Origin of the sequence: Sphingobium sp. JS3065 (assembly GCF_026427355.1) — a bacterium.
Taxonomy (GTDB): Bacteria; Pseudomonadota; Alphaproteobacteria; order Sphingomonadales; family Sphingomonadaceae; genus Sphingobium.
Genome location: NZ_CP102665.1, coordinates 118,903 through 132,937, shown reverse-complemented (window position 1 = coordinate 132,937; position 14,035 = coordinate 118,903). Strand labels below are relative to the sequence as shown.

Genomic DNA, 14,035 nt, shown 5'->3' with positions numbered 1-14,035 from the left:
GCGCTGTTCGGCTCGACAGTCACGCTGCGACGCCAAATGCATTTCCGATTGACAAGATTAAAACAGCCTGCGACCACATTAAGTGTACCCATGGGTACAGTGAGCGAGTCCGAGCACTGAGGCAGTGGCGAAGCGGCAGCTCAAATTGGGAGAGAGAAATATGACAGATTTGGCGCCTTCCGTCGGCGATATCGGCCCCGTGCAACGGTCATTCGAACAGGCCTGGCACGCTCCTGCGGGGATTTACAGCAGCCCGGAACATTTCAAGGAAGAACAGGAAAAGATATTTCTTTCTGAATGGCTGATGGTTGGCCGGGAGGAAGAGCTTTTAAATCCCGGTGATTACAAGGCCATCCGAATCTTTAATGAACCGGTATTGCTTACCCGCGATAAGGATGGTGTCCTGGGCGCATTTGCAAATGTTTGTCGACACCGCGGCGTAGAGGTCGCGTTTGGAACCGGGAACGCCAAACTCTTCACATGCCCCTATCATGGATGGACGTATCGGCTCGACGGCACGCTGCTTGGCGCTCCTACCGCGTCGCGGAATGCCGGATTTGACCGTGGCAACTGCCGCCTTCCCACCATCCCTCTAGGAATTTGGGGTGGCAATATCTTCGTCAACTTCGCAAAGTCACCGCCCCCTTTCGAGGAATTCGCTGCATCATTGGAAAAGCGCTTTGGCCATCTTCATTTGGACCGGTGCCGCATAGGTGCGAAGGAATTTATCCCCCAGGGATGCAATTGGAAGTTTAGCGTCGAAAACCTTCTGGATTTTTATCATGTCCAGGTTTTACACTTGGACACTCTTGGCAAGCATTTTGAGATCAATCCTGACAATATCGTTTCAGCTTCTGGATGGATCGAAGCCAAGCATAAGGGACTGCCGCTGACGCCCGATGGCAAGAGCCGCTTCCCGCGACTGCCGTGGATGGAAGGGTATGAGGAAGATTATGCTATGTCCTGTCGTATCCCACCCAACATGCATTTATTTGAACGCATTGACCAGGTTTTGATCATCACAATTTGGCCCATTTCGGTAGATAAGTCAGAATTGACTGCCTATCTACTGTTCCCGGAAGAAGTTACCAAGCTTCCAAACTTCCATGAGGACGTTAAAGCGCATATCAAATATGTGCATGATATAGCTACTGAAGACAATGAGGCGGTTGAGTCTCTTCAGGCCGCCACCCTATCCAAAAATCATTGCGCTGGCCCCATGGTGCCACTGGAAAAGAGCATCTACGATGTGATGAATGACTATCTCAGGAGGATGAACCTTGCCGATGCTTAGCGCATGAGGTCGGCCGCGGTGCGGGAGGCATGACTCCAGTCGGCGTCCGCACTCGGTTGAGGTCGCAAATCTTCTGAATGGGTTATGGCTGCGGTGGATTGGTTGCGAACCAATGGCCCGGCGAGCGCAATTTCGTTCAAGCTCGGCATTCGCCGGGACCGCAGCCATCATCCTCAGCCATGTCGAATTTCTCCACCCCTTCCTTGGCAACCCCCGATTTGCAGAGCAATCACGCGATAATGTCTAGCAGGACGGTTCGACGCCATGGGCATATTTGTGGAGCGATAATCAACCGGTAACCGGTGAACCGCTCCGTCCAATCAACTGCGCCACGTCGGAATGACCTTAATCTCGGCGGCTCGCCCGATGCCGGACCATCCATACCGCGTGCGCATCTGCTGGCTCCTGAGACCGGAGGTTTGACGCATTATTTTTGGGCACAGAGCCGCATGGCGCGATCAGGTAGCTGAAACGCCAGTCTCAATCATTCTGTGTGGCAAAAGCGCGCAGGAAGATGGAGGTGACCCAGTCCGCCTCAGCCTCAACCGAAAGTAGCGGCCCGGCGGTGGGGTCACTCCAAAGCTTCCGGTCAAGGCGGCTGATGCACAGTGAGAGCAAGACCCGCGCCATGCTGTGGCAGTCTTCCTCGCGCAGGATGCCGCTTTCGACGCCGCGTTTGAAGTAGGTTGCCAGTTCGTCCTCCGTGACAGACACCACATGCTCGCGGAAAATCCGTCCCACCTCCGGGAAGCGGCCGCTCTCCGCCGCGATCAGTCGCCATAACCCGAGCGCCTCAGGCGGTTCATTCGCCTGCATGAAACGGCGGCAAAAGTCAGCCACGCCCGCTTCGAGCGAATCGCGTGAATCGAGAGTATGGCTTACATCCACCCGCATCGATGAAATTGCAGGTTCCAATATGGCCGCGAACAACTCTTCCTTGGACCGAAAATAGCTCCAGAGCGTGGCCTTCGAGCCGCCTATCGTGTTCAAAAGCCCGGACATCGAGGTGCCGGCATAGCCGTTTTCCAGGAAGGATTTGGATGCCGCATCAACGATGTTTTGCCGCCGTTCAAGACGAAGTTGTTCTCGTCGGCCAGCGCGTACATTCGGTTCAGACATTCGGGCGTACTATCAAGTACATATTCTCTTGACAAGAAGCGGGTGGCTTGCCCTGGCCCAGCCCGCACCCCCCGTCACCATATGCGAAAAATTTTGTGCCATATGGTGAACATAGTTCTATCCATGCACAATATTCTTGTGCAGCAGGGCCACGTCGGGCTATCGGTCCCAATACCATCAGGGGCGCGCCTCCTTCGACGGTACCTCAATCTGCCACCATAGCTGACATATGGTGATGAAGAATAGTTGGGAGATGGCAGTGACCTTTAGCAGCAAATTTGTGCACATCGACGGTATCCGCACACATTATTTCGATGAGGGCAGAGGGCTGCCGGTACTCTTGCTGCATAGCGGTGAGTTCGGGGCTTGTGCGGAGCTAAGCTGGGAATTCACGCTTTCCCGGCTCGCGGAGCATTACAGAGTGATTGCGCCCGACTGGCTTGGCTATGGCGAGACAGACAAATTATATGATTTCGGCGGTGGGCAGGCACGAATGATGACGCATATGCGTCGTTTCATGCAAATCATGGAACTGGAAGAAAGCCACGTCATCGGCAACTCGATGGGTGCGGGCCTCTTCTCCCGGACGGTTGCCAGCGATCCAGGCGCTTATCGCATAAGTTCATTGACCTTGATCGCGGGTGGCGGGTTCAATCCTGATAACGAACATCGCCGCGCGATGATGAGTTATGACGGCACGACGGAGAGCATGAAATCGATGCTGCGGGCGATGTTCAATGATCCCAAGTGGAGCGAGGACCCCGAATATCTACGGCGAAGGGTGGAATTGAGCCTCCGGCCCGGCGCCTGGGAAACCATCGCGGCAGCCCGCTTCAAAAATCCGACGGTTCCAGTTCGGGAGTTTTTCGGTCGCGCGGATGACACACCCTATGAGAACCTCAATATGCCCACCCTGATCATTGCCGGCGACGAAGATAGACTTCGTCTTCCGGGCTGGGAAAGGGAACTTGCGGATAAAATCCCCACCTCCGAACTGCACGTCGTGCATGGAACCGGCCATTGCCCGCACATCGAGCGTCCCGACGAAGTGAATGAGGTGATACTGGATTTCTTGTCGAGGGTTGCCGCCTGACAAACAGATGTTCAGCGCCGACGGATGACCGACGGCACTGACCTCTTCTGGCTTCCGCACGTCGCAGCAAAAAGCCCTGCCTTCCTCTGACATTCACGGCCTAAGTCCCGCTTAGGCCGTGAACACGGAGGAAAGCCCCTGCCCCATCAGCGCCCGTTAGATGCGGTAATCCAAAATGACGCCGAGCGCTGTCGATGCCTGTTCATCAAGGAGCTTATATGCTTCGGGCGCCTCGCTGAACGGGAAACGATGCGTGATAAGCGTCTCGATATCGATCTGCTTCAGGAAAAGATCGGCGACCGCCATTCGTCGCGCCCAACTCCAATCCCGGCCGGTATCGACGTGGAGAACCTGTATACTTACCAATTTCTGGCTCCGCAGGTGAAATTCCGACGACAGGGACAGGTTGACGCTTCCTGATCCGTACCAGGCGGGAACGGCGATTGTCCCAAGAACACATGTGTTTTCGATCGCCGTCTGCAAAGCTGCGGGTGCTCCGCTCGTCTCGACATACAGGTCGGCGCCGCGGCCGTCACTGCACTGGGCAATCGCCTCGGCCGCGTCTTCGGGAGAGACGATGGCGTCAGCGCCGATCCACTCCGCAATATCTGTCTTCACGCCCGGTGGAGCGACGAGAACCAGCTTGCCCGCCGATCGACGCGCAATGAACGCGGCGAGCTGACCTATTATGCCCAGGCCCGACACAGCCACGCATTCGCCGGGCCGGACCGGACATTCCAGGAAACTGTGCATTGCCACCAGGAACAAGCCATAAAAAGCTGCTCTTAAAGGATCGGAGCCTTTCGGTATTCTGGTGACGAACGGAGTGACCGCCTCGATATTGAACAAATCCTGATGCGGCTGCATTGTGTAAACTAGGTCTCCGACGGCGAAGTCCGTCGCGGAACCGGCCTCAATGACTTCGCCGACCACCTGATAGCCGAACTTGATCGGAAAAGGCCGGGTTCCCTCGTTGGTGGGGATCATTTCAATCGGTAGATCGCCTTTGCCCGTATAGAGGCTGAGTTCGGTGCCGGCGCTCACCAGCGAGTGCAAGGCACGCACTTGTATCTGAGTGGCGGTCGGCGCGAGCAGTGGTTCAGTCCTTAACGCCGCAACGCGTTTCGCCTCGAACCAGAGGGCGCGCGCCGTGCGGTTCGTGCTCGAAGGGCTATTGGCGGCTGGCGAACTGGGCATGGAATACTCCTTTGATTTACGGGTCCAATAGGGCGAATCTAGGCCAGTCGTCGCGGGCGGCAGGCTCTACGCCGATCAAATGCGGCAATCTCCGATGCCGCTTCACTGCGATCACGCCGGTACTGGACGTCGCGCTTATTTAATTGCTGGTGGCTGCATTGATCACGCGAACGCCCGGAAACTTCAGCAATTCCGCACCAAGGACCGCTGTATGATGCTTCTCGAAGATAAAATCGATATAGCCGCGCTCAGCCTGAAGAAGCTCGCCGTCGAACTCGATTATGACGAAAAGCTGCGCGCGATGGAACTCACCCGATTCGAGCGGGACCAAAAACTCGAATTCTGCCGCGCAACTGGTGTCGTTATACCAGAAATCAAGCTGCTTTGCACTGGCGAGCAGCGGGACATAGCCGGGCAATGCCGCGCGATAGAGTTCCCTGACAGCGTCGAACGTATCAAGAGTAATCCCGGCGGGGTGGAACTCGTAAAATGGGTTGGACGAGACGGTCGCCATAACGGCATCCAGGTCACCCCTTCCCTCAGCGGCGTCGTGCCGCAACAAAATCTCGAGCATCTGCTCTTTAGTCAGATGATTTCCCATCTGTCACCTCCACGAGTTCATGCCAGATCCAAATGAAACGATCGGGTTACATTTCGAGCAATTCTACTTGCCCAGCTTTTCCACGCCAGGCAGCGCCAGAAAATCGCTGCCAAGAGCCTCTCGCAGCAAATCCGAATATGCCCCGTCCATGAACAATCGTTTCGACAGGATAAGCCCGTCCGTAAATTCGAATAGCGTGACCCTCTTGGCCCTGACCTGCGTTCCGGACGCTTGCGTCAATGTGTATTCCCACTCGGCGCTAAGTCCCCCCTCCTTGTACCATTCATTTCTTTTTGTCGGCTCGGACACCCTCCCGGCAAACAGCGCAAACATTCGGCGATGCAGTTCTGCGATCGTTTCCATGACGGAGATGCGCAGTGCAAAGGTCTGTAACGCGCATGTCGCGCTCGGATGAAGTGTCGATATCACCCCGTCCAGATCGAAAGAATTTTCGGCTCTATAATGCCGGTCTACCGCCTCACTCATGGTTTCACGCGCCAAGGCCATATCTTTCAGATCCTCTCCCAATGCGTTCCCGTACAGCCTCCCGCTTGAGCCATAGCCGTTGCGACAGCCAACAGAATATTCTGTATTGAAAACGAGTTTGTGTTTATGGACATGGCGTGAAGGGTGTGTCAAGTCTGCCCGATAGCGACGATTGGCAGGATGCGGCACGCCGTGGTCAGAGCGGTCATATGGAGGCGTTTCGCTAGCATATAGTCCTTATATTGGCTCCATGCGGGGATTTCGACCTCCACCACGCTGCCTTCACAAGGAGCTCAGACAGGCATCGCATTTATCGCACCGCCATCAAATTTGATCGCGCGCAAACGCACTCAAGAAAGGAGAAGATATGGAACAGAGTCTCGCTGGAAAAATCGCCGTCGTCACGGGCGCTGCCCAGGGGATCGGCCGTGCAATTGCCGTTAAACTTTCGGCGCATGGAGCCACTGTCGTCCTGGCGGACCTGGAACCGTCGACGGAAACGGCGGCGTTGATCGGCGGCGAGTCCTTGATACGAACATTGGATGTATCAAACTATGATCAATGGCGCGAACTCGCTGAAGTGATGGACACGGCCTATGGGCGCGCGGATATCGTCGTCAACAACGCGGGGATCTATCCTATTGCCAGCATCGATGAAGTCGACGAAGCGCTTTGGCAAAAGACGATGTCAGTCAATCTTGATTCCCACTTTTACAGCGCGAAGGCATTCCTGCCACTCATGCGTCGGCATCGTTGGGGACGCTTCATCAACATCTCGTCCAATTCGATCGGCTTGGTCGCGCTGGGGCTGAGCCATTATATAGCGAGCAAGATGGGCGTGATCGGCTTTGTGCGTGGGCTGGCCAATGAGGTTGCGGCTGACGGCATCACGGTGAACGCCGTTCTTCCGGCTTTGACCGAAACGCCGGGTACGGCTGGCATGCCCCTGGATCGCAAGACGGGAGGCTGGCAGATGCAGGCGATCAAGCGCTTTGCCCAGCCCGAAGACATAGCGGCACCGGTAGCCTTCCTTGCGGGAGAAGATGCAGGGTTCATCACAGGACAATCGATCGTGGTCGACGGCGGTCTGTACAAAATATCCTGACGCGCAGGCATGTTCGGACCGGCTTCAGCCCTCGACCGGATATGCGCGTTCGCCGGGGTTTCCTGGACAAAAAGGGTGAACATCCCGAGACTGACGATCGTGGCGCCGCCCTTGACAGCGAGGCCTTGATTGGTGCATTTATAAGAACATGTTCATATAGTGGAATTAACGCGGTTCCGACCAATGTCAGGTTTGAGCAAGCGCCAATTACCAGTGCAAGGAGTGGGATTATGAAATTTCAGCATTGCTCGATACCGGCCGATGATCCGAAGAAGGCGGCAGAAACGCTTAGCCGCATCTTTGGAGGTGAACTGACGCGCTTTCCGCCGGGTGGGCCGGATGCGTGGATGGCGTGGTCGAAAGACCAGTCGCTACAACTCGAATGCACGCCCCGGGGGACCGTCCTGATCCCCGACAACGACGAAGTGATCCTTGGCGCGCGTGCGGAATCCCCTACCCGCCACTCAGAAGTTCACATCGGCATTTGTGTCGATATGCCGAAAGAAGAGATACTGGAAATCGCCAAGGAAGTGGGTTGGCCCGCATATCCCAGCGTCCGTATCCCCGGAGAAGACGGATTCAGCGTTCTTGAACTGTGGGTAGAGGGCAAATTTCTCCTCGAACTGACCGATCCTGTCGAGACGGCCCGGCTTGAACGTAGTGTTACGGTAGAGGGCTGGAAAGCCGCCTTCGGCCTTTGAGCTGAAATTGCGGGAGAGCAGCGGTGCGTGCTCCTCCCCCGGCCCTGCGCCGCCCATATCCCGGCGCGGCGTGGGGCTTTTTAGATTGCGGAGGACTTCCACAGTCTTCTTGCCGTCTGCCTTTGTGGAATGGCGACCAAGCTGTTGATGCTTCTTATCGCCTGTGCGGAGTTGTAGAGTGACAGTAACAAGGACGGCGATCATAATCGGCGGCGCTAACGGCATCGGCAAAAGCGTTTGCGAGCGGCTGGCAGCAGATGGCTACAAGATCATGCTGGCGGACCTGGACCATGGAAGCGCGCGGGATCTGGTCCACGCGCTGCCAGGCGATGGCCATCAAGCCTTCGCGACCGATGTCACCGAAGAGGCGCAGGTTGAATCGCTCATGGACCGCATCGAGGAATTATCTCCCGCGGCCATATTGGTGGTGGTTGCAGGCGCGATTTTCGTGGACCCCGCGAACGTTCCGAACATCGCCCAGTTCCCGACGGCGATCTGGGACAAGACCTTTGCGCTCAACATCACCGGTACATTCTTTTGCGTACGAAAGTTCGCGGCCCAGCGGCTGGCGAACCCCCTGCCCCATACACGGATCGTCACCTTTGCCTCCGGGTCGGGACAGCAGGCGGGCGACCCCACAGGCGTAGCCTATGCCGCCACCAAGGCGGCCGTACTGGGGCTGACGCGCGTGGCCGCGTATGAGCTTGCAGCGCACGACATCACCGTCAACGCGGTGTCGCCCGGCGCGGTGGGCACGCCCGTATTTTTCAAGATGACGAGCGAGGAAGCGCGCGCGGCGCTGGCCAAGGGTACGCCGATGGGGCGGTTCGCCGATCCGCGGGAAATCGCGGCAGGCGTCTCCTTTCTCGTTTCACAGGACGCATCCTATGTCACAGGCACCACGCTCGACATCAACGGCGGGCTGCACATGCACTGATTCAAGTCACCGTCAACGATATTCATGAAATAAGGGATTGAACAATGAAGATCGCTTATCAGGTTCCGGTCGATTATGATATCGACGACCCTCATTTCAGCCAGGTGATGGCGCGAATTCGTAAAGTTATCGGAGAGGTCAAACGGCCCGACACGCAGTTCGACATGTATCCTGCCGTCAAGGGTCTGCGAGACATTGATCTTCTTGCGAACCTGTCCGACCGGTTCAACAATGATGACGTCATCTTCGAAAATATGAAGACCGTTGTCGCCGGCGGCATGGATGGCTTGGTAAGCGCCTGCTTTTTCGACAGCGCGCTATGGCCTGCCCGTCAGAAGCTCGACATTCCCGTTGTCGGACTGGCGGAAAGCTCGCTGGCTCTCGCAAAATTCGTGGGACGCCGCATTGGCGTCATGACCATCGGGCAGCGCCATGTCCCGATCCTGGAGGACATGATCCGTTCATACGGCTTCCAGGATAGTGTCATATCCGCCGCTCCTGCACGCGCCATCCCGACGACCGAGAATGAGGCGGTCGGCTGGTTTCTGGAAGGACGGATCGAACGGCTGATGGAGGTCGTGGAGCCTGTTGCGCAGAGCTTCATTCGCGACGGCGCGGACGTTCTCATCATCAGTTGCGGGCTGGTTTCCGTCTTGGTGGGTGAGGCCGCCGGGGTCAGGGAGATTGACGGCGTACCGTTGATCCTGCCCCTGGCCGCCGCGACGAAGACGATCGAAACGCTGGTCGACCTGAAGGCGGCGGGACAGCCTGTCAAAACCACTCGCGGCCTGTGGGGCCGCCGTTAAGGAGCGGCGCCGGGGACATATCCCCGGCGCCATTGCGCCAACGCGAGCTGGCCGGAGCGCCGCTTATTCCGCGTCCGGCTGATTTTCCGGGGCGGCCTTGCTGAACGCGGCCAGCGCCAGGCACGCCTTCTCCACCGCCGCCAGTCGCGGCCAGCGGATGTCCACGCCGAAACGTCGTGCATTCACCAATTGCGGCACCAGGCAGATGTCGGCCAGCGTGACCTGATCGCCAAAGCAATAGGGACCGCTCTCCCCGGCGATCAGCCTGTCGAAGGCGTCGAGGCCCTCCTCGATCACCTGCCGCGCCCACTCATTCACCTGTTCGCCCGAAAGGCCCAACCCGCGGAGCCGGTCGAGGATCTTGAGATTCTGCACGGGATGAATGTCGCAGGCGATGACCTGCGCCGCCGCCCGAACCCTGGATCGCCGCTGCGCATCGTCCGGCAACAGCTTGGGCCCTGCGACCGTTTCGTCGAGATATTCGCAGATCGCCAGGCTCTGCGTCAGAACCGTGCCGTCCACTACCAGTGCGGGCAGCAACCCTTGCGGATTCAGCGCCAGATATTCAGGCGCTCGCTGCTCGCCCTTGCGCAGATGGTGGAAGGCGTCGGCATAGGCGACCTCCTTCAGATTGAGCGCAATCCGCACGCGATAGGAAGCGGTCGATCGGAAATATCCGTGCAGCACTGGGTCAGCCATGAGAAACGCAATCCGCCATAAGGGTGAAATTCAGTCGCATTGGCGCAGGCCGCCCTGCGCATGTCAGGCCGCGACGAGATGCTCGCGATCCCCGTTCTGCTCGCTCTTGACCAGATCACTCTTGATGAGGAGAGCGGTCAGGCGAGAATAGAAGCGCGACATGGTGAAGGTGCCGCCCGCCACGAAAAAGCCGGGCTGGCCAGTACGAGCCCACATGCCCATCATTTCATTGTCCGGGCCAAGCCCCCAGATCGGGCCGACCTTTTCAGCGACTTCCGGGCCGAACATCGAACCTACCGCGTCCTGGAGCGGACGATAGCCCGTACCCAGGACCACCAGATCGGCCTCCAATTGCGTGCCGTCCGAGAGAATGGCGGTATCCGTGCCCAGGCTTTCCAGCCGGACACCGGCCCTCAGCCCGATCTTGCCCTCGATGATCAGGTCGGAGGCGCCGACATTCAGATAATAGCCGCTCAAACTGCGTATCAGCTTCATGAAGAAGCCGGTATCGTCCTCGCCATTGTCCAGCAGGAAGCCGACCTTCTCCAGCTTTCGCAGCAGGTCCGCGTCCCCCTCCGCCATGGTCTTGCTCAATTCGCCATGCACCCGACGAACCAGGTCGAACGGGTTGGCGACCATGAGGTCGGTTTCCTCGATCGATTGCTGCCCTTCGAACCGGCGGAATGCGCCATAGGCCAGACCGGATTGCTCAACACTCACGACCGTCACCGACGAACGCTGCACCAGCACCGGCTTGCCGCCGCGAAGATAGACGTCCTGGGCGATGTCATGCGCGCTGGTGCCGGCACCCACGACCACGACCGCCTTGCCCGCGACATCGACATCGCTGTTGAAAGCGCTGGAATGCAGTATCTGGCCTCGGAAGTCGTCCTGACCGGGAATGACGGGAATGTTCGGAATACCGCTGACGCCGATCGCCATGATGACGTGAGAGGGATGCATGGTGCGAACCGATCCGTCGGCCATCTCCACCCGCGCGGTCCAGCGGCCTGCGGCCTCATCATATTCGCCGCTCAGGAATGTCGTCCGGTTCCAGACGTTCAACTCCATCGCTTCGGCATAATATTCCAGCCACCCCGCAAGCTTGTCCTTCGGAAGAAAGACCGGCCAGCTTTCCGGGAACGGCATGTAGGGCAAGTGATTGCAGCAAATCTCGTTATGCAGCGTCAGCGAATGATAGCGCGAGCGCCAATTGTCGCCGACCCGATCCGACCGGTCGATGATCAGCGCGTCAACGCCAAGATGTTGCAGGCGCGCCGCCACCGTCAAGCCGGCATGGCCCGCGCCAACGATCAAAACCTGGGGATCGCGATCCTTGTACGTCAGATGCTCGACGCGTTTGTCGAGCCAGTTGCTCACGGCCTCCGGACCCGAACGATGAGATTCGCTGTCACGGTGGGTGAGCGATTTTTCGGGATATCCCTTCAACTCGCGCACTGCGGTAACGAGTGTGAACGCCTGCTGTAATCCAGACCCCAGGCGGAGATAGCCATGCCCAAGGACCCTGTCTGTCTCATACCGGACAAACTTGCCCTCGACATCGCCGACCCCAGGGATCTTCTCCTTCCTGGCATCGCCCAGGGAAGTGATACGCAGGGACGTTGCCGGGCTGGCCCTGCCGGCGAACATGTCGGCGATGGCGGCAGGGCCATGGGCGGTCTGGATACGCTCGTCGAGCGTGAGCATGTCCCGCCAATAGCTGTCTTCCGCAAACAGCGCGCCCAGCGCGGCGCTATCGTCTGCGGCCACCGCGGCGTTGAATGAGGCGCACCATTTGTCAAACATGTCCGACCCGTTGCCGGCCGAAACGGTCTCGTTGTTCATCGTTCATCCCACTCGGTCATCCGGCCCGGCGTCCAGCCGACCGTTGAAAGCCGCTCATATTTGCGGCCATGCTCAACCCCGCCCTGCACCCTCGCGGCTCTCATGCCGACAGGACGGCGCGGCCAGAGCTTCATCCCCCTTGGCCGCGACACCCCCTTCAATCCGCATAGACAGTGTCCATCGGTTCGACGCCCGCCAATTGCAGCTTCTGAAGCCGGTTCTGCAGGGCTTCGTTGACGCTGCCCCACACATTGGTGCGTCGGTCATCCAGGATGTCCGCCATATGTTCGTTCACATCCTCCAGCGTCAGCTTGGGGTTGGTGTAGCCCTCCGTCGTCGAAAGAATGTGCCGGAATGTGTGGCCCGCGCCTGTATCGAGCATGTCGCCGTTCAGATAGCAGCTCTCATGGACCAGCCATGCCGCGACCGGCGAGACTTGCTCGCACCGAAGGTTACGCTCCCACCAGCGCTCGCCCTCCATCTTTTCAAGCCCCGTATCCTTGTCGGATTCCGGCTTGAAAAAGCCATCGATCAGCAATCGTGTATAGCCGAATACGCCAAGGGCGTTGGACTTGATGTCGGCCGAGCCACCCTCGAACGAAAGCATTCGCGACAGGCCTGCGGCGGCCCACTTCGCCGATCCGTAATGGGCGCCATGCGGCATTCCGGCAAGACCCACATGCGAGGTGATGAACAGGATACGACCGTAATTCTGCTTCACCATGTGCGGCCAGGCCGCCTGCGTGATCAGCCACGGCCCATCATAGTGAACCTGCCTCATCTCCTGAAATTCGCTATACGAGATCTCGGGAAACGGTGCCCAGTTACAGATGCCGGCATTGTTGATCAAAATGTCGACGCGGCCATAGGCGTTGATCGCGGTCTTGACGATCGCTGCGGCACCCTCGGGCGTGGCGACGCTGTCATGGGAGGCAACCGCGTCGCCTCCCGCTGCGATAATCTCCTGCACGACATCGTCCGCCGGTGAAGCGCTGGCCTCGTTCGCGCGCTGAGGCGAGCGGATGTCGTTGACCACGACGCGTGCGCCGCGCGAAGCAAGCAGGAGAGCATGCGCCCTACCAAGACCACGCCCCGCACCAGTGACGATCGCCACACGGCCATCGAACCTCAATTCTTCCATGGCTTCACCCTATCCTCTGCGGCCGTCAGACCATTTATAGTTCTCTTGTACAAACTAGTTCTACCTATAGTACAAATGTAACGGGTAGATCCTGCCCGTGCAAGGCGATTCTTGCCTTCCCGCCCCAACCAGAAAGCCGCGCCGGGCCCCCATGTCAGCGCAACACAGAAGGCCGATGAAATCGATCAGAGCATCTGCCCACCCGATATGTCGAATGTCGTGCCGTTAGCCCAACCCATTTCGTCCGACAGGATCGCCGCAACGGCGCCGCCGATATCGTCCGGCAACCCTACGCGGCCCAAGGCGATCCCCTGCGCCACAAATGCGTTTACCGCCTCATTATCCCGCACGGCGCCACCGCCGAAATCGGTCGCGATCGCGCCGGGCGCAATGGCATTCACCCGGATTTGGCGCTCACCAAGCTCGACGGCCATGAAGCGGCTCATCACCTCGATCGCTGCCTTCAACGCCGCATAAACGCTGTATCCCGGCAACGTGAAACGCGCGAAACCTGACGAGACATTGAGAATGCGGCCGCCATCCTTGATCCTTGGCAGAAGCCGCTGAGTCAGGAAGACTGGCCCACGCAAATGCGCCGCTACCAGCGTATCGAACTCGTCCGGCGTGATATCCGCGAAATTGGCGGCGATACCGACGCCGGCGTTGTTGACGAGAAAATCGAACCTTTCCTGGTCGAAGCGTGCCTTCAGCGTCTGGACAACATGATCGGCAAATGCCGGAAACTGCGCAATGTCCGTGACATCGAGCGCAAGCATTGCTGCGTTCCCGCCGATGGCTTCAATTTCCTGCTTCAAACCCTCCGCCTCGGCACTGCTGCTGCGATAGGTGCCGATAATATCGACCCCGCGCCGCGCCAGATGAAGCGCCATGTTGCGACCGAGGCCACGGCTTGCGCCCGTGATAAGTGCAATCTTGTTAGCCAATTTCTGTCCTTTAATCAGTTGATCTTGAGCGCTTGCAAAAATTTCCGCGAATCCTTGCGCTTGATCC

At 58.2% G+C, this 14,035-nt stretch carries 15 protein-coding genes; 6 read left to right on the top strand and 9 right to left on the bottom strand.

Annotated features, from left to right (window positions below):
* The first annotated feature begins 160 nt into the window (after positions 1–160).
* On the top strand, positions 161–1,294 hold the full coding sequence (locus NUH86_RS18085) for an aromatic ring-hydroxylating oxygenase subunit alpha (RefSeq protein ID WP_267252710.1): 1,134 nt from the start codon (positions 161–163) through the stop codon (positions 1,292–1,294).
* A gap of 480 nt (positions 1,295–1,774) precedes the next feature.
* Here the strand turns inward: NUH86_RS18085 and NUH86_RS18080 are convergent, their stop codons facing one another.
* Complete coding sequence (locus tag NUH86_RS18080; protein ID WP_267252709.1) at positions 1,775–2,413, bottom strand: TetR/AcrR family transcriptional regulator; 639 nt, start codon at positions 2,411–2,413, stop codon at positions 1,775–1,777.
* 253 nt (positions 2,414–2,666) lie between these two features.
* Between NUH86_RS18080 and NUH86_RS18075 the strand changes: the two genes are divergently transcribed.
* On the top strand, positions 2,667–3,506 hold the full coding sequence (locus NUH86_RS18075; RefSeq protein ID WP_267252708.1) for an alpha/beta fold hydrolase: 840 nt from the start codon (positions 2,667–2,669) through the stop codon (positions 3,504–3,506).
* 156 nt (positions 3,507–3,662) lie between these two features.
* Here the strand turns inward: NUH86_RS18075 and NUH86_RS18070 are convergent, their stop codons facing one another.
* The 3 genes from NUH86_RS18070 to NUH86_RS18060 form a co-directional block, all read right to left on the bottom strand.
* Positions 3,663–4,703: a zinc-dependent alcohol dehydrogenase gene (locus NUH86_RS18070; RefSeq protein WP_267252707.1), complete on the bottom strand. Its 1,041-nt coding sequence runs from the start codon at positions 4,701–4,703 to the stop codon at positions 3,663–3,665.
* A 139-nt stretch (positions 4,704–4,842) separates the two neighbouring features.
* The gene (locus tag NUH86_RS18065) at positions 4,843–5,304 is read right to left on the bottom strand and encodes a hypothetical protein (RefSeq protein WP_267252706.1); all 462 of its coding nucleotides are present in this window, start codon (positions 5,302–5,304) and stop codon (positions 4,843–4,845) included.
* A gap of 63 nt (positions 5,305–5,367) precedes the next feature.
* The gene (locus NUH86_RS18060) at positions 5,368–5,832 is read right to left on the bottom strand and encodes a nuclear transport factor 2 family protein (protein WP_267252705.1); all 465 of its coding nucleotides are present in this window, start codon (positions 5,830–5,832) and stop codon (positions 5,368–5,370) included.
* 325 nt (positions 5,833–6,157) lie between these two features.
* On the opposite strand from NUH86_RS18060, the gene NUH86_RS18055 reads away from it, so the two are divergent.
* The 4 genes from NUH86_RS18055 (at position 6,158) to NUH86_RS18040 (ending at position 9,339) form a co-directional block, all read left to right on the top strand.
* Positions 6,158–6,895, top strand: a complete 738-nt coding sequence (locus tag NUH86_RS18055; RefSeq protein WP_267252704.1) for an SDR family NAD(P)-dependent oxidoreductase — start codon at positions 6,158–6,160, stop codon at positions 6,893–6,895.
* A 230-nt stretch (positions 6,896–7,125) separates the two neighbouring features.
* Positions 7,126–7,596, top strand: coding sequence for a hypothetical protein (locus tag NUH86_RS18050; protein WP_267252703.1), 471 nt, complete (start codon positions 7,126–7,128; stop codon positions 7,594–7,596).
* A gap of 178 nt (positions 7,597–7,774) precedes the next feature.
* Positions 7,775–8,533, top strand: a complete 759-nt coding sequence (locus NUH86_RS18045; RefSeq protein ID WP_267252702.1) for an SDR family NAD(P)-dependent oxidoreductase — start codon at positions 7,775–7,777, stop codon at positions 8,531–8,533.
* Between the two features lie 44 nt (positions 8,534–8,577).
* A complete protein-coding gene (locus NUH86_RS18040; protein ID WP_267252701.1) occupies positions 8,578–9,339 on the top strand; it encodes an aspartate/glutamate racemase family protein in 762 nt (253 codons plus the stop codon).
* Positions 9,340–9,402: 63 nt separating this feature from the next.
* On the opposite strand, the gene maiA is transcribed toward NUH86_RS18040, so the two are convergent.
* From maiA to NUH86_RS18015, 5 genes are all read right to left on the bottom strand, one after another.
* Positions 9,403–10,038: a maleylacetoacetate isomerase gene (gene maiA, locus NUH86_RS18035; protein ID WP_267252700.1), complete on the bottom strand. Its 636-nt coding sequence runs from the start codon at positions 10,036–10,038 to the stop codon at positions 9,403–9,405.
* Positions 10,039–10,101: 63 nt separating this feature from the next.
* Entirely contained in the window at positions 10,102–11,883 is a 1,782-nt protein-coding gene (locus NUH86_RS18030; RefSeq protein ID WP_267252699.1) for an NAD(P)-binding domain-containing protein, read from the bottom strand.
* Positions 11,880–12,017 (bottom strand): hypothetical protein, encoded by a 138-nt coding sequence (locus NUH86_RS18025; protein ID WP_267252698.1) that lies wholly within the window; start codon positions 12,015–12,017, stop codon positions 11,880–11,882. The genes NUH86_RS18030 and NUH86_RS18025 overlap by 4 nt, the downstream gene beginning before the upstream one ends.
* A gap of 23 nt (positions 12,018–12,040) precedes the next feature.
* Positions 12,041–13,024: an SDR family NAD(P)-dependent oxidoreductase gene (locus tag NUH86_RS18020; protein ID WP_267252697.1), complete on the bottom strand. Its 984-nt coding sequence runs from the start codon at positions 13,022–13,024 to the stop codon at positions 12,041–12,043.
* 185 nt (positions 13,025–13,209) lie between these two features.
* The gene (locus NUH86_RS18015; protein WP_267252696.1) at positions 13,210–13,968 is read right to left on the bottom strand and encodes an SDR family NAD(P)-dependent oxidoreductase; all 759 of its coding nucleotides are present in this window, start codon (positions 13,966–13,968) and stop codon (positions 13,210–13,212) included.
* Positions 13,969–14,035: the final 67 nt, after the last annotated feature.